Source organism: Neomicrococcus aestuarii (assembly GCF_014201135.1).
Lineage (GTDB): Bacteria > Actinomycetota > Actinomycetes > Actinomycetales > Micrococcaceae > Neomicrococcus > Neomicrococcus aestuarii.
Genome location: NZ_JACHDR010000001.1, coordinates 2,681,842 through 2,699,759 on the forward strand (window position 1 = coordinate 2,681,842; position 17,918 = coordinate 2,699,759).

17 protein-coding genes are annotated in these 17,918 nt (G+C 59.7%); 13 read left to right on the forward strand and 4 right to left on the reverse strand.

The genetic code is table 11. From position 1 onward, the window contains the following. Positions 1 to 3 precede the first annotated feature (3 nt). Positions 4 to 660, forward strand: coding sequence for a DUF5998 family protein (locus tag HD598_RS12260; protein ID WP_260170569.1), 657 nt, complete (start codon positions 4 to 6; stop codon positions 658 to 660). 117 nt (positions 661 to 777) lie between these two features. After that, positions 778 to 1,869, forward strand: coding sequence for an alkaline phosphatase family protein (locus HD598_RS12265; protein ID WP_311539035.1), 1,092 nt, complete (start codon positions 778 to 780; stop codon positions 1,867 to 1,869). A 55-nt stretch (positions 1,870 to 1,924) separates the two neighbouring features. Here HD598_RS12265 and sepH read toward each other — a convergent pair whose 3' ends face one another. Continuing rightward, positions 1,925 to 3,061 carry a septation protein SepH gene (gene sepH / locus HD598_RS12270; protein WP_183666235.1) on the reverse strand — a complete coding sequence of 379 codons (1,137 nt, stop codon included), beginning with the start codon at positions 3,059 to 3,061 and terminating at the stop codon, positions 1,925 to 1,927. Positions 3,062 to 3,311: 250 nt separating this feature from the next. On the opposite strand from sepH, the gene HD598_RS12275 reads away from it, so the two are divergent. Continuing rightward, on the forward strand, positions 3,312 to 3,611 hold the full coding sequence (locus tag HD598_RS12275) for a DUF4193 domain-containing protein (protein WP_071893249.1): 300 nt from the start codon (positions 3,312 to 3,314) through the stop codon (positions 3,609 to 3,611). A 118-nt stretch (positions 3,612 to 3,729) separates the two neighbouring features. Here HD598_RS12275 and HD598_RS12280 read toward each other — a convergent pair whose 3' ends face one another. Beyond that, positions 3,730 to 4,209, reverse strand: a complete 480-nt coding sequence (locus HD598_RS12280) for a DUF3093 domain-containing protein (protein ID WP_183666237.1) — start codon at positions 4,207 to 4,209, stop codon at positions 3,730 to 3,732. 146 nt (positions 4,210 to 4,355) lie between these two features. Between HD598_RS12280 and dut the strand changes: the two genes are divergently transcribed. Genes dut through HD598_RS12300 form a run of 4 tightly spaced genes read left to right on the forward strand, consistent with a single transcriptional unit; the run spans position 4,356 to position 6,624 of the window. Beyond that, on the forward strand, positions 4,356 to 4,829 hold the full coding sequence (gene dut, locus HD598_RS12285) for a dUTP diphosphatase (protein ID WP_071893251.1): 474 nt from the start codon (positions 4,356 to 4,358) through the stop codon (positions 4,827 to 4,829). Between the two features lie 13 nt (positions 4,830 to 4,842). Then, positions 4,843 to 5,553, forward strand: coding sequence for a DUF3710 domain-containing protein (locus HD598_RS12290; protein WP_183666239.1), 711 nt, complete (start codon positions 4,843 to 4,845; stop codon positions 5,551 to 5,553). A 36-nt stretch (positions 5,554 to 5,589) separates the two neighbouring features. Further along, a complete protein-coding gene (locus HD598_RS12295) occupies positions 5,590 to 5,907 on the forward strand; it encodes a single stranded DNA-binding domain-containing protein (protein WP_260170570.1) in 318 nt (105 codons plus the stop codon). A 3-nt stretch (positions 5,908 to 5,910) separates the two neighbouring features. Continuing rightward, complete coding sequence (locus tag HD598_RS12300; RefSeq protein WP_183666244.1) at positions 5,911 to 6,624, forward strand: DUF3159 domain-containing protein; 714 nt, start codon at positions 5,911 to 5,913, stop codon at positions 6,622 to 6,624. Positions 6,625 to 6,708: 84 nt separating this feature from the next. Here the strand turns inward: HD598_RS12300 and HD598_RS12305 are convergent, their stop codons facing one another. Together HD598_RS12305 and HD598_RS12310 are read right to left on the reverse strand one after the other, a co-directional pair. Next, the gene (locus HD598_RS12305) at positions 6,709 to 7,368 is read right to left on the reverse strand and encodes a potassium channel family protein (RefSeq protein WP_183666246.1); all 660 of its coding nucleotides are present in this window, start codon (positions 7,366 to 7,368) and stop codon (positions 6,709 to 6,711) included. After that, positions 7,365 to 8,048 carry a potassium channel family protein gene (locus HD598_RS12310; protein WP_183666248.1) on the reverse strand — a complete coding sequence of 228 codons (684 nt, stop codon included), beginning with the start codon at positions 8,046 to 8,048 and terminating at the stop codon, positions 7,365 to 7,367. The genes HD598_RS12305 and HD598_RS12310 overlap by 4 nt, the downstream gene beginning before the upstream one ends. A gap of 97 nt (positions 8,049 to 8,145) precedes the next feature. Here HD598_RS12310 and HD598_RS12315 point away from each other — a divergent pair, with 97 nt between their 5' ends. The 6 genes from HD598_RS12315 (at position 8,146) to HD598_RS12340 (ending at position 17,903) form a co-directional block, all read left to right on the forward strand. Further along, a complete protein-coding gene (locus HD598_RS12315; protein ID WP_183666250.1) occupies positions 8,146 to 10,221 on the forward strand; it encodes an APC family permease in 2,076 nt (691 codons plus the stop codon). Then, a complete protein-coding gene (locus tag HD598_RS13870; RefSeq protein ID WP_183666252.1) occupies positions 10,211 to 11,572 on the forward strand; it encodes a class I SAM-dependent RNA methyltransferase in 1,362 nt (453 codons plus the stop codon). The genes HD598_RS12315 and HD598_RS13870 overlap by 11 nt, the downstream gene beginning before the upstream one ends. 171 nt (positions 11,573 to 11,743) lie before the next feature. Next, entirely contained in the window at positions 11,744 to 14,449 is a 2,706-nt protein-coding gene (acnA, locus tag HD598_RS12325; protein ID WP_183666254.1) for an aconitate hydratase AcnA, read from the forward strand. Between the two features lie 273 nt (positions 14,450 to 14,722). Further along, the gene (gene dxs, locus HD598_RS12330; protein WP_183666256.1) at positions 14,723 to 16,696 is read left to right on the forward strand and encodes a 1-deoxy-D-xylulose-5-phosphate synthase; all 1,974 of its coding nucleotides are present in this window, start codon (positions 14,723 to 14,725) and stop codon (positions 16,694 to 16,696) included. Further along, positions 16,693 to 17,295 (forward strand): DUF402 domain-containing protein, encoded by a 603-nt coding sequence (locus HD598_RS12335; RefSeq protein ID WP_183666258.1) that lies wholly within the window; start codon positions 16,693 to 16,695, stop codon positions 17,293 to 17,295. The genes dxs and HD598_RS12335 overlap by 4 nt, the downstream gene beginning before the upstream one ends. Then, complete coding sequence (locus tag HD598_RS12340) at positions 17,295 to 17,903, forward strand: hypothetical protein (protein ID WP_157103187.1); 609 nt, start codon at positions 17,295 to 17,297, stop codon at positions 17,901 to 17,903. Before HD598_RS12335 ends, HD598_RS12340 begins: the two co-directional genes overlap by 1 nt. The last annotated feature ends 15 nt before the right edge of the window (positions 17,904 to 17,918 follow it).

The following is a 17,918-nucleotide window of genomic DNA, read 5'->3' on the forward strand; positions in this document are numbered from 1 at the left end:
CAAATGACTTCTCGGCATACACAGAGCAATCCGGCAATGGACAGCGAACTGCATGCGGCCCTCGTGACGGCAGGGTTCTACCCTCAGTTGGTGTCCGATGTTCTTGAAGATGCGCTCGCGGGATACACGGTGGTGTCCCACATGGTGCATCTTGAAACGCATATCGACAACGCTGAAGTTCACCGTCACGTCACCGCTCTGGTGGTCACGAATGAGACCCTCGTGGTGCTTCATGTTGATGACGAGATGTTGGATGAGCAAGGCGCTCACGTCTCAGCAACCGTCTCCACGGAAACTGTGCCGCTGGTTCGCTTGGGCTCCGTCATCCTGTCTTACGGCTACTACCAGCCGCAGAACTACAAGACCGGCGATCAGCTCATGGACTTGACTGTCACCGCGTCCTGGTCGGGAAGCCAGCGAGCTGACCTTGTTCCAGCAACCTGCGGGGATCCGCAGTGCGATGCCGACCACGGTTACCAGGGAACGTTGCCCAAGGAAGACATGGTGCTTCGCGTTTCCGTAGAAGCTGACGGTGCCGCGAAGGTTGACGAGGCACGCCGCTTCGCCCGAGCCTTGCGCGCTGCCTCGGTTCGCGCCACGATCGATGCCGCTAGCGGTGTGGTGGCCGGTTCGGCCGTTGCTCCGTCTGTGGCCCGCTAACTCGTGGGCGTAGTGCACGAATCCGTCTGGCCGGCCGCCTTCGGACCCGAACGCCGGGGGAGTTTGCCACCCGTTGAAGGGCACACCGAACCCCGCCCAGTTTCCACAATTGCTGACGTGCTCTCGAGCGCGGCGGCCGTCTTGGGTGTCGACGGTTTTGAGAACACGTTGAACCTTCCGGCCGCCACACGGGTGTGCGTGATCCTGGTGGATGGGCTGGGCTTGCGCCTTCTGAAGAAGAAGGCTGCGTACGCGCCGTTCATCAAATCGGTTATCGACTCAAACAAGCCGCTGGAAGCGGCGTTTCCCACCACCACGGCAACCTCGCTTGCGTCTCTGGGAACCGGCTTGCCGTCAGGCCAGCACGGTTTGGCCGGCTATGACGCGGTGGATCCTGTACTGCGACGCACGGTGAACCAGCTCAGCGGCTGGCCCGCAGACCTTCTGCCGGATCAGTGGCAACCGCACCCGACCATTTTTGAGCGGGCAAGCGAAACGCTCAACGTCACCACCGTCAGTAAAGCCAAGTTTGAAGAAAGCTCGCTTACGCGGGCTGCTCTTCGCGGCGGAAACTTTGTGGCCGCCGGATCCCTCACGGCACGCGCCGGGGCGGCTCTCGAAGCGCTCAAGGCGCCACAGAGCCTGGTCTATTTCTATTGGGATGAGATCGACAAAGCCGGTCACCGCTTTGGATCAGAGTCTGAGAAGTGGACGTTCCAGCTCGAAGAGCTAGATTCCGGCTTGCGTCGCTTTGCCGCTCGCGTCCCGGCCAATACCTTGGTGCTGCTGACTGCGGATCACGGCATGGTGGATATCCCCGAGGCCCAGCGCATCGATTACTCGCAATTCCCAGAGCTGCTGGACGGCATCGAGCTGACAGCGGGGGAGCCGCGGTGCGTGCAATTGCACTTCGCCCTCGACGCCACCGACGAACAGCGCGAACGTACCATCACCGCGTGGCGGGAACGCTTCGCAAAACAGGCCGTGGTCATGGAACGTCATGAAGTCATTGCTCGAGGACTCTTGGGCGAGAACCCGGACCCACGGGTAGTGGGACGTTTCGGTGATGTCTTTGTTCTAGCTCACGCACAGGTAGCGCTGTTGGATGGGCGCCGCGTGGCCCCTCACGCGTTCAGCGTAGTGGGTCAGCACGGAAGCTTGACCGCGGCAGAGCGCATCATCCCTCTGCTGACGCTAAAGAGGCCCTAAATCCGCTAACAGGTAATTCCTGACAGCGGATTTAGGGCTTCTAGTGGGGGACTGCTTAGCGGTCCTTCTTGCCGAAGACGATCTCATCCCAGCTAGGGACAGACGAACGGCGACGCTTGTTCTTAGGGTGCGACTCTTCAGTTGCTTCCTTTGACGCTTCTTCAGCCTTCTGAGGCTCTTCAGCTGGCTGGGAGTCCTTAGAACGGGACGCACGATCAAGTCGCGTTACGGACGCAAGACGGTCGTTGCGTACGGGAGCGGCTTCTTCCTTGCCGGAATCTACCGGGCTGGACGCGGCGTCGTCGTACTCATTGTTCTCATCCTCATCCAGCAAAGCCGGGTTGCGAGGGTGAGCCGCAGGAATAGAACCCTTGGAAAGCATCAGCGCGAGAGCGTCATCGGCGTCCTCGTCGGCACCAAGGCGCTGACCGCGGCGCTGACGGAGCACCTCAAGCAACTCTTCTTGCTCGCTGGGCTCGGGAGCGGTACGGCGGCCTGGTTGTTCCGAGGCTTCAACATCAAAAACGTTGTCCTGAACCGCGCTCAGTCGACGCACGGGACCGGGATGATCCACGGTCTCCAACTCGCCAAGCACTTGAGCCCAGCGGTTCTTGTTCATGAGCGTGCGGTGCGTGGCATGGAAAATCCAACGCGCCGGCGGTTCTTCACCAATGACACGGGACTCGGTGGAGGAAGTGTCGAAGTCGCATGTGACTTCCCACTGTCCATCCTCGAGACGCCACGCATCCCAGCGGGCCTCCGCGGTATCGATGCCGAACTGGCGTAAACGGACCTCAACCATCGAGCCCAGCGTGGCTGGTTCGTCGCCGAAAGCGGCACGGTAAGTCTCCGAATGTGACGGAGCAGAAACCTCAACGGCCTGCGCCAGACGAGCCACGTGATCGCGCTCGGCGCGCACCGGGCCTTCGTACTTCAAGATGTGAGCGAGCGTCAGACCGGACTCGGCAGCCACTTCTTCAGCGGACATTCCCGACCGGATACGGCCCTGAATTTCGCGAGGAGTCAACTGCAACGGAGCATCATTTTCGCCACGGTGTGAACGGAAATGGGCGCGCGAAATCGCGGCGCGCAATGCTTCATCGATAGGTAGCTCGAAGGTCGCGCCGTCGTCACCGCTTAAGAGCAACGTGTTGCCCTCTTCGTGAATCCCGACAAGCCTCAGCTGCGTCATAACGTTTTTGCCTCCCCGGCGGACATTTCTTGGCTTTCACAATGCCACCAAGTGCCCTATTATCCCAACCTTTTCCACGGTGTGGCGATCACTTCATTGCGCCGTCGGCGAAGTTGATTTGGTTTTTTGGCGTTCATGATGAACAATCTTCGCGTCGAGCACAGTACAGGTGTACTGGGACGATGATGAGACGCCGTAACAATGATGAGACTCGAGCGCGTGCTGGAGTGCTTGAGCGAATGAGGGAGCAATGGCTACTGACTACGATGCACCGCGGAAAACTGATGAGGACCTCAATGAGGATTCCATCGAGGAACTCAAGGGGCGCCGTTCCGATAAGCAGTCTGCAGTCGTAGACGAGGATGAGGCGGAAGCCGCCGATAGTTACGAACTACCGGGTGCTGATCTCTCCAACGAAGAACTGCAGGTTCGCGTTCTTCCAGCGCAGGCTGATGAATTCACGTGCGCTTCCTGCTTCTTGGTTCGCCACCGTTCGCAGATCGCGAAGGAAAAGGACGGACTTCTGTACTGCAACGACTGCGAAGGCTAAGAACACAACGCAGTGTCGAGCTCCGCAGAAGTGTCATAAACACTGAAGCTCCATAAGCGCAGATGAGGCGGGTCAGGGATAACTCCTGGCCCGCCTCACTTGTTGTTTAAGCGTTTGTTTAGGCAGTTGGCTTCGTTGCTTCAAGGGCGGCCACAAACTTTTCGGGGTGGCGCGTGGACACCAGCCAGTACGGGGTGGCGTCACGCTCATCCGTGACCTCCATCTTCACGACAGGGTCAATCCATCCGCGGAAGCACATGAACGCCGTACCGTTGAGCCCACGACCGCGCTCGAAGAACGCATCATCGCGGCGGTGGCTGCTGAACTCGCAAATGAATTCGCGCTCGATGGACGCGCGGCCCACCGAAACGCGTTCCGGGGTGACTTCAATTTTCGCGATCGAGGAGATGACCAGGATGGACGCGACGATGATGAAGATGATGCCCACCACGGAGCTCCACAGTACGGAGATCGGCGCGAAGGCCAACGCTAAAGCCCCGCCAGCGCCAAGAATTACTACCCAAATCCACCATGCCGGCCACAATTTTTCGGTGTACGTAGGCGTGGATGTGGGTGCTAAAGGTGTAGAAGAGGACATGCTTCTAGGATATGGCACTTCACTTCACGGTCCGCTCTGAATGAACTCTCGGCGAATTGCCATGGGCTGGAGTGCGAAATCGCCAAGTTCCTCAGGACGGCCGCGCTAAAGTGGATTCGCAGACGCATCAGACTACTGAGGGATACATGACCAACGCCCCCGAGCCATTGAGCATCCAGATTCTTATGCTGGACCCGGATCTTGAGCCACCAAGCTACGCACACCCAGGCGATGCCGGTGCTGACTTGCGTGCGCGTGAAGGCTTCACGCTGGAACCCGGCGAGCGAGCTCTGGTTCCCACCGGTGTGGCAATTGCGTTGCCACTGGGTTTTGTGGGTCTCATTCACCCTCGCTCCGGGCTCGCTACCAAGCACGGAATTACTGTGGTGAACGCGCCTGGAACCGTTGACGCTGGCTACCGCGGTGAAATCAAGGTCACGTTGTTGAACACGGACTTGCGCGAATCAATGACCTTCGAACGCGGCGATCGTATTGCCCAATTGGTGATCCAGCGCGTTGAGCAGGCTGTTTTTGTGCCGGTTGACTCATTGTCCGAGTCTGAACGCGGCACGGGCGGCTTTGGCTCAACGGGCGGCTTCACTGCGGCGAACCAGAAGTAGGGAGGACACACGGATGTTTGGACGTAAAAAGAAGGAAGCGGCCGTAACCGAGCTAAGCGCTCAGGAGACCGCGGAAGCGGAGACTCAGGAGGAGCCGGCGCGCAAGGTTGCGGGCCCTACGACGGGACCGTACGACGTCGCAGATCGGCAACGCACGGATGATTACGTTGATCTTGGCTCGCTGTTGGTCAAGCCATTTGAGGGCGTGAACTTGCGTCTGGAACTTGAGGAATCCTCGAACCGCGTAATTGCGGTGGGCCTGCAAGACGAGCAGTCCAGCGTCCAGCTTCAAGCGTTCTCAGCCCCGAAGTCTGAGGGACTGTGGGAAGGCATTAGCGCTCAGATCGAAGAGTCCGTGACGACTCAGGGCGGCATCGTTGACCGTGTCGAGGGACGCTTCGGTGAGGAAGTGCTGGCACGTGTGCCTGCGACGGGCGCTGATGGGAGCAAGGGCCACATGGTGGCTCGTTTCATTGGCATCGACGGCCCGCGCTGGTTCTTGCGCGGAGTGATCGGTGGCGAAGCGGCGCTAAACAAGCAACTCGCCAAGAAGATCGAAGACTGCATCGCCGAGATCATTGTGGTGCGTGGAGATAACCCCATGCCTCCCACAGAGCTGTTGCCGCTGCGCATGCCAGAAGAGGTGGCACAGCAGCAGGCTCCGAGTAGCCCCAGCCCCATGGGCGCTCCAGAGCGTGGCCCCGAGATCACCGAGATTCGCTAAGCAACCGGGCCACCACTGATGTCACCAGCTCCTGCCATGCGGATCACCGACTTTGACCACCTGCCTGAACGCGGCTCTATCGAAGCGCGCGGGCACGTGGACTCCGTCATGATCCTTCCCAAGAACCAGGTCCCCGAGTACTCGGTGATGGTGGCGGCTCAGCCGGCCCCTCCGGGTGGGCGGCGACGGGCAGCGTCACGCATCCGCTTGATCTTCATGGGCCAGCGACGTGTGCCCGGTATTGACGCGGGAACCCTGCTGGCGTTTCGCGGCACGGTAGGAGTGGTGGACAACATCCCAACCATCTATAACCCCAGCTACGAAATTCTTCCCAGCACTGAGGACAACGAGTAATTCATGAGTGAGAACACCCCGAACGAGCCCAGCCAAGAATCGTTGGCTCGGCAGATCGCGCAGTCCGCGGGCGTGCATCACAAAGAGGACGGGCAAGTCGATGTCCTCAGAACCGTGGGTGGTTTGCGCGGCATTCTGGAGAGTTTGCTCCCAGGATTGGTGTTCTTGGTGGTTTTCACGGTCACTCAGCAACTGAATCCTTCACTGATTGCCTCCCTTGCCGTGGCCGTGATCTTCACGATCGCTCGACTTGTACAAAAAACACCGCTGACGCAGGCTCTTGCGGGCCTCATTGGTGTGGTGGTGTGTGCGTTCGTCGCTCGGACCACCGGGGAAGCACGTGACTACTACGTGCCGGGGTTCTTCACGAACGCCGGATACGCCGTCGCTCTCATTGTCTCGATCGCCGTGAAGTGGCCGCTCATGGGTGTCATCCTCGGATTTATCCGAGGTGAAGGCACCGCCTGGAGGCAAAAGCCGGATCGCAAGCGTGCCTATGTGATTGCCACGTGGGTCTTGGTGGCGATGTTCATCGCTCGAATCGCGGTTCAGGTCCCGTTGTATTTCGCCAACATGATCGAAGCGCTCGGTACCGCGCGGTTGATCATGGGGATCCCGCTCTATGCTGGCGCACTGTGGCTGGCCTGGCTGGTGTCGCGGCCTGTTGACCCCACGGCTACCGAAGATGAAGCCCTCGAGCTGGGTCACCAAGACTAAACATTGGTTGTGCAAGAGAAATGCCCTCGTCCAAAGGACGGGGGCATTTCTATGTCGACAGCAGCTATGTGGACCGCAGTACTGCTATTTGGACTGCAGCACTTCGCGGAGGATTCGTTCCGCTTCGATGGTGGTGATCAAGAAGATCTCATCGTGAGCTTCGAGCACGTCATCCGGGCTGGGGGTGATGGGGCGTTCGTCGCGAAGAATGGCCACCACGGTGGCATCTTGTGGCCACGGCACACGTCCCAACGCTTTGCCAATGAGCTTTGAATCCTCGGGAACGGTGAATTCTACGAGCGAAGACACGCCGGTCTGCAGGGTCAGCAGGCGCACCACGTCGCCAATTTCCACGGCTTCTTCTACGAGGGCGGTCATCAGGCGCGGCGTGGACACGGCCACGTCTACACCCCAGGAGTCGTCAAACATCCAGTCGTTCTTGGGGTTGTTGACGCGTCCCACCGTGCGCTTGACACCGAATTCCGTCTTGGCCAGCAACGAGACAACGAGGTTGACCTTGTCATCACCGGTGGCGGAAACCGCTACGTCTTTGTCCTCCAAGTGCGCTTCGCGCAGTACGGAGATTTCGCACGCGTCGCCGAAGAGCCACTGCGCTCCCTTGAGCCCGGAGCGTCCCACCACTTCTGGCTTCTGATCAATCATGAGCACTTCGTGACCGTGGGAGAGGAGTTCGCGGCCAATGCTGGAGCCCACAGCTCCGGCACCAATGATCACTACTTTCACTGTTCTTCCTCCACGGTGAGTGCGGGTGCGGTGGAAATGACCCGGTCAATCTCGGTCTCTCGAGCCAGCGGCATCATCGCGTGCAAAATATCGCCCTGCTGGTATCGCATGGAGGCGGTGGGAAGAATTCCCTGGCCAAATCGGGTCACGTACGCGATTCGAACGCCAGCAAATTCCTCAATCTCACGGAGCTCGCGGCCGTACCAGCCTTCGTGCACAGAGATTTCGCCAAGCACCAGACGGCCGGAGGCTTCACGGAAGTCGCCAATGCGCGCATGGTCGGGGAGGATGCGGCGAAGTACTTGGTCCGCGCTCCATCGAACGGCGGCCACCGTTGGTATGCCGAGACGCTGATAGATCTCTGCACGGCCTGGGTCATAGATACGAGCCACCACATGCTCGACGTGGTATTGCTCACGGGCCACGCGCGTGGCCAAAATGTTGGAGTTGTCACCGCTAGAAACGGCGGCAAAAGCGTAGGCTTCGGCAATGCCGGCGCGCTCAAGCGTGTCGCGGTCAAAGCCCACCCCGGTGACCTTTCGCCCGGAAAAATCCCTGCGAAGTCGCCGAAAAGACCGATCATCCTGATCGATCACGGCAACAAAATGGCCGCTGTCTTCAAGGGTATGCGCGAGCGTGACGCCCACGCGTCCACAACCCATGATTACAAAGTGCGCCATCGATTACTGCCTCCCATAACGGCCCTCTTGGGGAGAAATTTCCACAAGTTCTGCTCAGAACAAGTTTTGCACGGATGGAACGTACTACCGTTGATGCGTGCTGTCATTTCTCGATGCGCTCAAGAGAGCGGTGGTGGGTCAACCGTTCATGACACGGCGGATCCCCGATAAGCCCATGCGGAAACGGCTGGCTCTGCCGCTGTTGTCGGCCAATCCGCTGTCTTCTATGGCGTACGCGCCGGATGAGATTATCCTGACGCTTGCCGTGGCTGGTCTTGCTGCGCTCCACGTGGCGCCTTGGGTGGGTGTTGCCGTGGCGGTGATCATGTTGCTGATCATCCTGTCCTATCGGGAGTCCGTGAGGGCGTACCCCTCTGGTGGTGGCGACTATGAGATCGCTAAGACCAACATTGGTCCAAGCGCTGGCATCATTGTGGCGGCAGCGCTCATGGTGGACTTTGTCCTCACCGTTGCCGTTTCCACGTCTTCGGCCGCGCACTACATCATCGCTATGTTCCCCGCACTTGCTGGCAGCCAAGGGATCATCGCAGGCTGCGGCGTCGTCATTCTGACACTGATCAATCTCCGTGGCCGGGGCAAGAACCGAACCCTCGCCTCCATTCCCGTCATTCTCTTTGTGGCCGCGCTGGTGGTGCTCATTGTGGTGGGTAGCATCCGTGCCGCCACCGGAACCCTGGAGCGGCTCGCTTCGGCGGACTTCGAGGTACTCCCAGAGGCAGGCTTTGATTCCGGGCTCACCGGACTGCTGGGCGTCCTGGTGGTGCTTCGCGCGTTCTCCACCGGTTCTGCCGCGATGACCGGCATTGAGGGTCCCATCTCCAACGTCCACGCGCTCAAAGCACCGCGCGCCCGCAACGCTCGAGCCATCCTTTTGATGTTGGGCTTTACCGCCGCCGCGATTTCCATAGGACTTATGTTCTTGGCGCGTGCCGCCGATATTCGGGTGACGGAGAACCCTCACGAGAACCTGCGCCTCAATGGCGGACCGATCCCCGATAACTACGTGCAGGATCCTGTCCTGGGGCAGTTGGCTCACGCGGTCTTCGGCCTGAATTCGCCGCTCTTCTACGTGCTCGGAGTGCTGACGGTGCTGGTGCTAGCCACCGCGGGCCACATGGCGTTCCGTTCCTTCCCCAACCTGGCATCGCTCTTGGCTCACGACGGCTTCTTGCCGCGTCAGTTGCGCCGCCGCGGCGATCGCTTGGGCTACAGCAACGGCATCCTGGCCTTGGGTCTTGCGGCACTGTGCCTAGTAGTGGTGTTCCAAGCTCACCTGACCTCGCTCATCCAGCTCTATGTGGTGGGCGTGTTTGTTTCATTCACGCTGAGCCAGCTGGGCATGCTTCGCCACTGGGGCCGCAAAGCGCGCAACACGGCGAGCAAAGCAGCCCGACTCCGCATCGCACGCGCCCGCATTCTGAACCTCGTGGGACTGATCATCACCGCTACGGTGCTCTTCGTGGTGTTGCTGACCCGCTTGACGCTGGGCGCCTGGCTGGCCATCGCCGCCATCGCGGTCTTGTACCTCGTCATGCACTCCATCCACGAGCACTACGAGCAAGTGGAACGCGAACTCAAAATCGATGATCTGCAGTATTCGCGCGCTTTGCCGTCGCGAGTGCACGCCCTCATTTTGGTCTCCTCCATCCGCAAGCCGGTGTTGCGCGCCGTGGCCTCCGCTCGCGCCTCCCGGCCAAGCCGTATCGAGGCCCTCGTCGTGGATGTCGACAACGTGTCCACGGAGCGCACCCTGCAGGCCTGGGACAAGCTTGATTTGCCGGTGCCTATTCGCGTGCTGGCCTCCCCGTACCGGGAAACCACGTCACCGATCACGGACTACATTCGCTCCATCCGCGCTCGTTATCCGCGCGACCTTGTAGTGGTCTATATCCCCGAATACGTCGTGGGTCACTGGTGGGAGCAGCTCGTTCACAACCAGACGGCGCTTCGCATCAAGACTCGCTTGCACTTTGAGCCGGGTGTGGTGGTGGCGTCCGTGCCGTGGCAGCTTCAGTCCTCGCGTGAGTTGATTGCGCAGTACGACGACGCAGCTGCGGACAGTGCCGAAAGTTCCGTTTCCGCTGGCTCCATCACGCCCGCACCTTCCGCTCCCAGCTCGAAAATACCTCCAAAGGAATCTCATGGATCTTGAACTCACTCTTGAACGCGTCGCTCACGGCGGACATTGCGTGGCGCGGCACGAAGGGCGAGTGGTCTTTGTACGTCATGGCATCCCGGGCGAGCGAGTCATTGCACGAGTAGATGCAGGGGAGGACACCAAACGATTCTGGAACGCCTCCGTGGTGAAGGTTCTTGAAGCGTCCCCAGACCGCGTGAAGCACATCTGGAACATGGCCGATGCGCTCGCTGCCGAGGAGCATGGCGCGCATCCCGTGGGCGGTGCCGAATTCGGGCACATCTCCTTGGCGCGCCAGCGCTCCCTCAAGGCCGAAGTGTTCCGCGAACAGCTCACCCGCCTAGCGCAGACCGATCCGGACTCGGTGGGTTTCCACGGGGTGGAATCCGTACCAGTGGCTGGTTGGGATGAATCAGAGAGCGCGCGAGAAGACGACGGCCTCGCCTGGCGCTCCCGAGCATCCTTCTCCGTGACCAAGGATGGGCGCCTGGCAATGCACCCATTCCACTCCAACGAACTCGTTCCCATCGCGGAGATGCCACTAGCCGCCGAGGCCATCAACAACCTCAAGCTCTGGGAGACAGACTTCCGCGGCTTCGAACGCATCGAAGTGGCCGCGCCCTCCACCGGACAGGCTCCGTTGCTGGTTCTGATCCCGCGTGCGGATAACCGAACTTTCCGCCCACCTCACGGTGAGGCCATTGAGAACGCAAGCGGCGTCGTCGTAGTGGAACAGACCCGAGGAAGTGCCGGTGACGGCCGCGGATCCTTGCGCACCCTCGCAGGCAAGCCGTATGTGATGGAGCAAGCCGGGCGGCGTGCGCTGCGCGTGACCGGCGAAGGGTTCTGGCAGATTCACCGCGGCGCCCCCCGCGTCCTGACCGAAGCCATGCTGGACTACGCGCGACCGGAAGCAGGGGAGACGGCTGCCGATTTGTACGCCGGTGCGGGACTGTTCACCGCTGCGCTCGCAGACGCTGTGGGCTCGCGCGGCGCCGTGCTCTCCATTGAGGGGGCGCCCGGAACCAGCGCCGATGCGGCCTACAATTTCGAAGCGGACTCGCAGGTGTACGTGACACGCGGACGCGTAGAACGAACCTTGGCCTATGAAACCCGGGGTGATTCGCTCGACGCGATCGTGCTGGATCCGCCGCGCGTGGGTGCCGGCAAGCAATCGGTGCAGGCCATGGCGCAGACTAACGCCCAGCGGATTGCCTACGTAAGCTGTGATCCCGCGAGCTTCGCGCGTGACGTGGGGTATTTCAAGAATCACGGTTATGAATTACGCAACGCGAGAGTATTCGATTTATACCCTCACACGCACCACATGGAGATTGTGGGTTTGCTCGCAAAAAATGAGGGCTAGATCGCAATGTTCGCAGATTGTTGACAATTTAGGGGGTAGACTTCAGGTAGCTCGGCCGCATGGGACGTCAGTCATTTAGGTAACAAATTCTTTTCTTATTTGAATCAGGATTGCCTAAGTGAAAACTAGACCCTCGTGCACACAGATAAAGAACCGGCGAGAGGAGTCCCAATGAGCAATGTGGACAGCTTCGGCGCCAAGGGCGTACTAGACGTCAATGGCAAAGAATATGAAATTTTCCGGCTGAACGCAGTTGAAGGTATCGACCGCCTTCCGTACAGCCTCAAGGTGCTTTTGGAAAACTTGTTGCGCACCGAAGACGGCGCCAACATCACCGCAGATCACATCAACGCTCTTGCTAACTGGGATGCCAGCGCAGATCCAAGCGTTGAAATCCAGTTCACGCCAGCCCGCGTGATCATGCAGGACTTCACCGGCGTGCCATGTGTTGTTGACTTGGCCACCATGCGTGAAGCAGTCAAGGACTTGGGTGGAGACCCCAAGCGAGTCAACCCGTTGGCTCCTGCTGAAATGGTCATTGACCACTCCGTGCAGATCGACGTTTTCGGTAACTCCGGCGCCCTCGAGCGCAACATGGAAATCGAATACGAGCGCAACGGCGAGCGTTACCAGTTCCTGCGCTGGGGCCAGACCGCATTCGATGACTTCAAGGTTGTTCCTCCGGGAACCGGCATCGTGCACCAGGTCAACATCGAGTACTTGGCACGCACCATCATGACCCGCGAAGTCGACGGCAAGCTCCGCGCTTACCCAGACACCTGCGTTGGTACCGACTCCCACACCACCATGGTCAACGGCCTTGGCGTGTTGGGTTGGGGCGTTGGCGGCATCGAGGCCGAGGCAGCAATGCTCGGCCAGCCAGTCTCCATGCTCATCCCTCGCGTGGTGGGCTTCAAGCTCACTGGCTCCATCCCAGCTGGCGCAACGGCAACGGACGTCGTTTTGACGATCACCGAAATGCTTCGCGACCACGGCGTGGTGGGCAAGTTCGTTGAGTTCTACGGCGAAGGCGTTGCAGCAGTTCCGCTCGCTAACCGTGCAACCATCGGCAACATGAGCCCAGAGTTCGGCTCCACGGCTGCTATGTTCCCCATCGACGATGTCACCATCGAGTACTTGCGCCTCACCGGCCGTACGGCTGAGAACCTCGCTCTCGTTGAGGCATACGCCAAGGAACAGGGCCTCTGGCACGATCCTTCCCGCGAACTCGACTTCTCCGAGGTCCTCGAGCTGGATCTGTCCACGGTTGTTCCTTCCATCGCTGGTCCGAAGCGTCCTCAGGACCGCATCGAGCTCACCGATGCCAAGGAGCAGTTCCGCAAGGACATCCACAACTACACCGAGGGTGACGCAGACGACGCCGTTTTGGGCCGTCCGTCCAAGCAGGTTCCAGTCTCGATGGCAGATGGTCGCCAGTTCGAGTTGGATCACGGCGCAGTTTCCATCGCGTCCATCACCTCTTGCACCAACACGTCTAACCCTTCGGTCATGCTTGCCGCGGCTTTGCTGGCTCGCAACGCCGTCAACGCTGGCCTCACGGTCAAGCCATGGGTCAAGACCTCGATTGCACCAGGTTCCAAGGTAGTTACCGACTACTACGAGAAGTCCGGCCTCACGCCGTTCCTCGAGAAGCTCGGCTTCTACATTGTGGGCTACGGCTGCGCAACCTGCATTGGTAACTCCGGCCCACTTGAGTCTGAGATCTCCGAAGCAGTTCAGGCAAACGACCTCTCCGTAACGGCTGTCCTTTCCGGTAACCGTAACTTCGAAGGCCGCATCAACCCAGACGTGAAGATGAACTACTTGGCTTCGCCGCCACTGGTCATCGCTTACGCTCTTGCCGGTTCCATGGACTTCGACTTCGAGAACGACTCCTTGGGCACGAACGAGAAGGGCGAAGAGGTCTTCTTGAAGGACATCTGGCCTAACCCGATCGAGGTTCAGCAGGTCATCGATAGCTCGATCGACGAAGCTATGTTCACGAAGGGCTACGAGGGCGTCTTCGAAGGCGACGATCGCTGGAAGTCTTTGGACACCCCAGCTGGCGACACCTTCTCGTGGGATCCAAAGTCCACGTACGTTCGTAAGCCCCCTTACTTCGAGGGCATGCAGGCTCAGCCAGAGCCCGTCAAGGACATCGCAGGCGCTCGCGTCTTGCTCAAGCTTGGCGATTCCGTCACCACGGACCACATCTCCCCAGCAGGTTCCTTCAAGTCGGACACCCCGGCTGGTCGCTACCTCTTGGAGAACGGTGTTGACCGCAAGGACTTCAACTCCTACGGCTCCCGCCGTGGTAACCACGAAGTCATGATCCGCGGTACGTTCGCAAACATCCGTATCAAGAACCAGCTTCTTGACGGTGTTGAGGGTGGCTTCACGCGTGACTTCACGCAAGAGGGCGCTCCACAGGCTTACGTCTACGACGCTGCACAGAACTACCAGGCAGCAGGCACCCCGCTGGTGGTCTTGGCTGGTAAGGAATACGGCACCGGTTCGTCCCGCGACTGGGCTGCTAAGGGCACCGCGCTCTTGGGCGTCAAGGCTGTTATTGCACGTAGCTACGAGCGTATCCACCGCTCCAACCTCATCGGCATGGGCGTTCTTCCGCTGCAGTTCCCAGAAGGCGAATCCGCAGATACCTTGGGCTTGACCGGTACCGAGACGTTCTCCGTCTACGGCGTCACCGAGCTCAACAACGGCACCACCCCGAAGACCGTCAAGGTCACAGCGGTTGCTGAAGACGGCTCGGAGAAGTCCTTCGACGCTGTAGTCCGCATCGACACCCCGGGTGAAGCTGACTACTACCGTAACGGTGGCATCTTGCAGTACGTCCTTCGCCAGATCTCCGCCGCCTAGTTCTAAGAGCTAGCTAGCGATCATCTGATCGAAGAAGAAAGGGCGAAACTCCTGTTGAGGGGTTTCGCCCTTTCGGCGTTAAAGGAACACTTCGGAATGTCCCGTCAGTACTGGCCCAAGGTTCCTGATCAGGGGTGAAGCCGTGGGCAACCCCCAGACCTAGGCACTTAGCGGTAAAATTGACGAACGCCTGCGTGCCGCACATGGACGTTGACTGTTTTTCAGAAGTATTAGGTTGTCCGCGCGCAGGAGCGCCCGAAAGGAATTACACCGGTGGGTCTACTCCCCAATATTCACGAACCCAAAGATCTTCGTTCCCTGACGTTGCCCGAACTCGAGCAGTTGGCGGCAGAAATTCGCCAGTTCCTCATTGAGAAGGTTTCCAAAGTAGGCGGTCACTTGGGTCCAAATTTGGGCGTAGTGGAGCTGACCTTGGCGATGCACCGGATTTTCGATTCGCCTAAAGACACCATCATTTTTGATACCGGTCACCAGTCGTACGTGCACAAGTTGGTTACTGGCCGCCAGAATTTTGAGACCTTGCGTCAGGAGGGTGGGCTTTCGGGCTACCCGGAACGCGCGGAGTCGGTGCACGACGTCGTTGAGTCGTCTCACGCTTCCAGCTCGCTCTCGTGGGCCGAGGGTATTTCGCGGGCTCGCCAGCTCAATGGTGAGAACGACCGCTGGACGGTCGTGGTCATTGGCGACGGCGCGCTCACGGGCGGTATGGCGTGGGAAGCCATCAACAATATTGCTGCAGACCGGAACCGCAAGGTGGTCATCATTGTCAATGACAATGGCCGCTCCTACGCGCCCACCATCGGCGGTCTCGCGGATCACTTGGCCAGCTTGCGTCAAACTATCGACAAGGTCCGCACGCACCGCGCGTACGAAGGAACGTTGGACTGGTGGAAGGACCGCCTGCAAAACGGTGGGATGCCCGGCCAGATGGTCTACAAGGGTCTGCACGCCGCGAAGAAGGGCATCAAGGACTGGTGGGCTCCCCAAGGCCTCTTCGAAGACTTGGGTATGAAGTACATTGGCCCACTCGACGGCCACTCGTTGCAGCACCTTGAAGAAGGCTTGCTGCAAGCGAAGAACTTTGAAGGTCCCGTCATTGTTCACGCGATGACGGAGAAGGGCCGCGGCTATGCTCCGGCCCGCGCTCACGAAGAAGACCAGTTCCACGCCGTGGGTGTCATCAACCCGGAGACGGGCTTGCCTCGCGACGAACCCGGGGCACAGTCCTGGACGAGTGTCTTCGGCGAAGAGATCGCCAAGATCGCCGATGAGCGCCCGGACATCGTGGGTATCACCGGGGCCATGTTGATTCCCGTGGGTCTCAAGGAGATGGCTACCCGCCACCCGGATCGCGTGATTGACGTGGGCATCGCCGAACAGCACGCGCTGACCTCGGCTGCCGGTTTGGCCTTCGGCGGTCTGCACCCCGTGGTGGCGCTCTATGCGACCTTCTTGAACCGCGCTTTCGACCAACTCTTGATGGATGTGGCCCTTCACAAGGCTGGTGTGACCATCGTGTTGGACCGCGCCGGCGTGACCGGTCCGGACGGACCAAGCCACCACGGCATGTGGGACATGGCACTGGTGCAGTCCATCCCCGGCGTCCACGTTGCTGCACCTCGCGACGCTGACCGTTTGCGCGAAGAACTGCGTGAAGCTGTCGCCATCAACGATGCCCCCACCGTGGTTCGCTACTCGAAGGGTTCCGTCGGCAAGGAGATCCAAGCAATCCAGCGCTTGCATGACGGTGTAGATGTCCTGTCCGAGTCACCCCTTGAAGAGGAAAACCAGCGCGACGTTTTGCTGGTGGCCATCGGTTCATTCGCCGAGCTAGCCTTGGACGTTTCTGAACGTCTTCGCGCTCAAGGCATCACCTCTTCCGTGGTGGACCCGCGCTGGGTGCTGCCGGTTCCGCGCTCGATCATTGCGCTTGCTGCCCGCCACCGCATTGTGGTGGTGCTTGAAGACGGCGTCCGCACAGGCGGCGTAGGCTCGCGCATCCGACAAGAAATGCGCAGCGCCGGCGTCGATACCGCGTTGAACGAAGTCGGCTTGCCGAGCGAGTTCTTGGCTCACGGCACCCGCTCGCAAGTGCTTGACCGGGCCGGGCTGACCGCCCAAAAGATTGCGCAGGACACCCTTGCGCAAGTGTTGGGAACCAAGGTTCCGTTCGCGCGACCTCTGCCCGGCCAAGGCATTCCTACCGGCCAGATCCCACAGCTGTGACGCGCCCGTCGGCGATGCCGGAGGGCTTGCCTCAATCACTCGTGGGCGCGCCCGAGGTCCCCGTCGTGGGCGACTTGGTGGTTGCGCGCGCCTGGAAGTACGACGGCGGAGCTCACTGGGTGGTGCCCGGCGCTTATGAAGGTGCGGATCACCATGGGCATTGGATTTACCAGCCTGCTGGCGCATTGGTTGCTCGCCCCGGACTCGCTTTTATTGCGAGCTGGGATGCGATGTGCCTCATTCCTCACGAAGGCAATTGGGTGGCCACGTTCTACGACGAGCGGCACTTGGGTGGTCTTAGAGTGTACGTAGATATCAGTACCGAAGTGGGCTGGCGAAAGATTTCCCGCGGGTGGGAAGTGAACTCGGTGGACATGGACCTCGATGTCGTTCGGTCCGTGGTCCGCGGAATTTTCATTGATGACGAGGACGAGTTCGAAGAGCACAGCATCGAGTTCGGTTACCCGGATGAATTGATCGCTGACATGCGAGAAGCCGCGGACCATGTTCTGGGGCTGGTGCGTGAAGAACGCGAGCCCTTCGGTAGTGTTGCTAACGCGTGGTTTGAACGCGCAAGAATTCGAAAGGACACGCTCTAGTGCCAATTGTGAGAATGTACCGCACCAATGACAAAGGCATTCAGTCTTTTCGTGAAGCTTGGTATGAAGACCCAGCTGAGGTCACCGAGGAAGACGACCTGAACGAGGACGCTGAAGCGGACCTTCGCCAGTTCGTGGTCAACCACGGAAACGTGGGACACATGTCCAAGACCTCCGAAGAGAAGAACGTCTCTGCCGAGCGTGCCGAAGAACTTTTCGCAGGGTTCATTGAGCAAAGCCTCGAAGATGGTTTCCGGGAGCTCGCTCCAGAAGAGCAGACTTGGGTTATTGTGCAGTTCGCGCTGAAGACCAAAGAAGGCACTGCACGCGATCAGAACCTCGAGATGAACGCTAAGCGTGAATTCTCCAACCACCTCGCGTGGCGTGGACTGGGAACCGTGGAGTCGAGCGACTTCGCCCCGTGGAAACTCAACATTCGTATTTTGACACCGGATGCTGCCACCACCATCGGAGCCATCAAAACAATCTCTCGTGATGCCAAGTTGGATCCCACCAAGATGCGCATCGCAGTGGCCCCTTACGGCCAACTTGAGAACGTCAAGCAGCGTCACCCGATGCCGGTGCGCGAGCCTTTCACGCTCGACTAACCCGAACTACGCCGG

Coding starts and splice junctions, on each gene's coding strand:
- HD598_RS12300 (WP_183666244.1), top strand. CDS start 5,911: ATGAGTGAGAACACCCCGAACGAGCCCAGCCAAGAATCGTTGGCTCGG.
- sepH (WP_183666235.1), bottom strand. CDS start 3,061: ATGACGCAGCTGAGGCTTGTCGGGATTCACGAAGAGGGCAACACGTTG.
- HD598_RS13870 (WP_183666252.1), top strand. CDS start 10,211: ATGGATCTTGAACTCACTCTTGAACGCGTCGCTCACGGCGGACATTGC.
- HD598_RS12295 (WP_260170570.1), top strand. CDS start 5,590: ATGCGGATCACCGACTTTGACCACCTGCCTGAACGCGGCTCTATCGAA.
- HD598_RS12275 (WP_071893249.1), top strand. CDS start 3,312: ATGGCTACTGACTACGATGCACCGCGGAAAACTGATGAGGACCTCAAT.
- HD598_RS12290 (WP_183666239.1), top strand. CDS start 4,843: ATGTTTGGACGTAAAAAGAAGGAAGCGGCCGTAACCGAGCTAAGCGCT.
- HD598_RS12310 (WP_183666248.1), bottom strand. CDS start 8,048: ATGGCGCACTTTGTAATCATGGGTTGTGGACGCGTGGGCGTCACGCTC.
- dut (WP_071893251.1), top strand. CDS start 4,356: ATGACCAACGCCCCCGAGCCATTGAGCATCCAGATTCTTATGCTGGAC.
- HD598_RS12260 (WP_260170569.1), top strand. CDS start 4: ATGACTTCTCGGCATACACAGAGCAATCCGGCAATGGACAGCGAACTG.
- acnA (WP_183666254.1), top strand. CDS start 11,744: ATGAGCAATGTGGACAGCTTCGGCGCCAAGGGCGTACTAGACGTCAAT.
- HD598_RS12280 (WP_183666237.1), bottom strand. CDS start 4,209: ATGTCCTCTTCTACACCTTTAGCACCCACATCCACGCCTACGTACACC.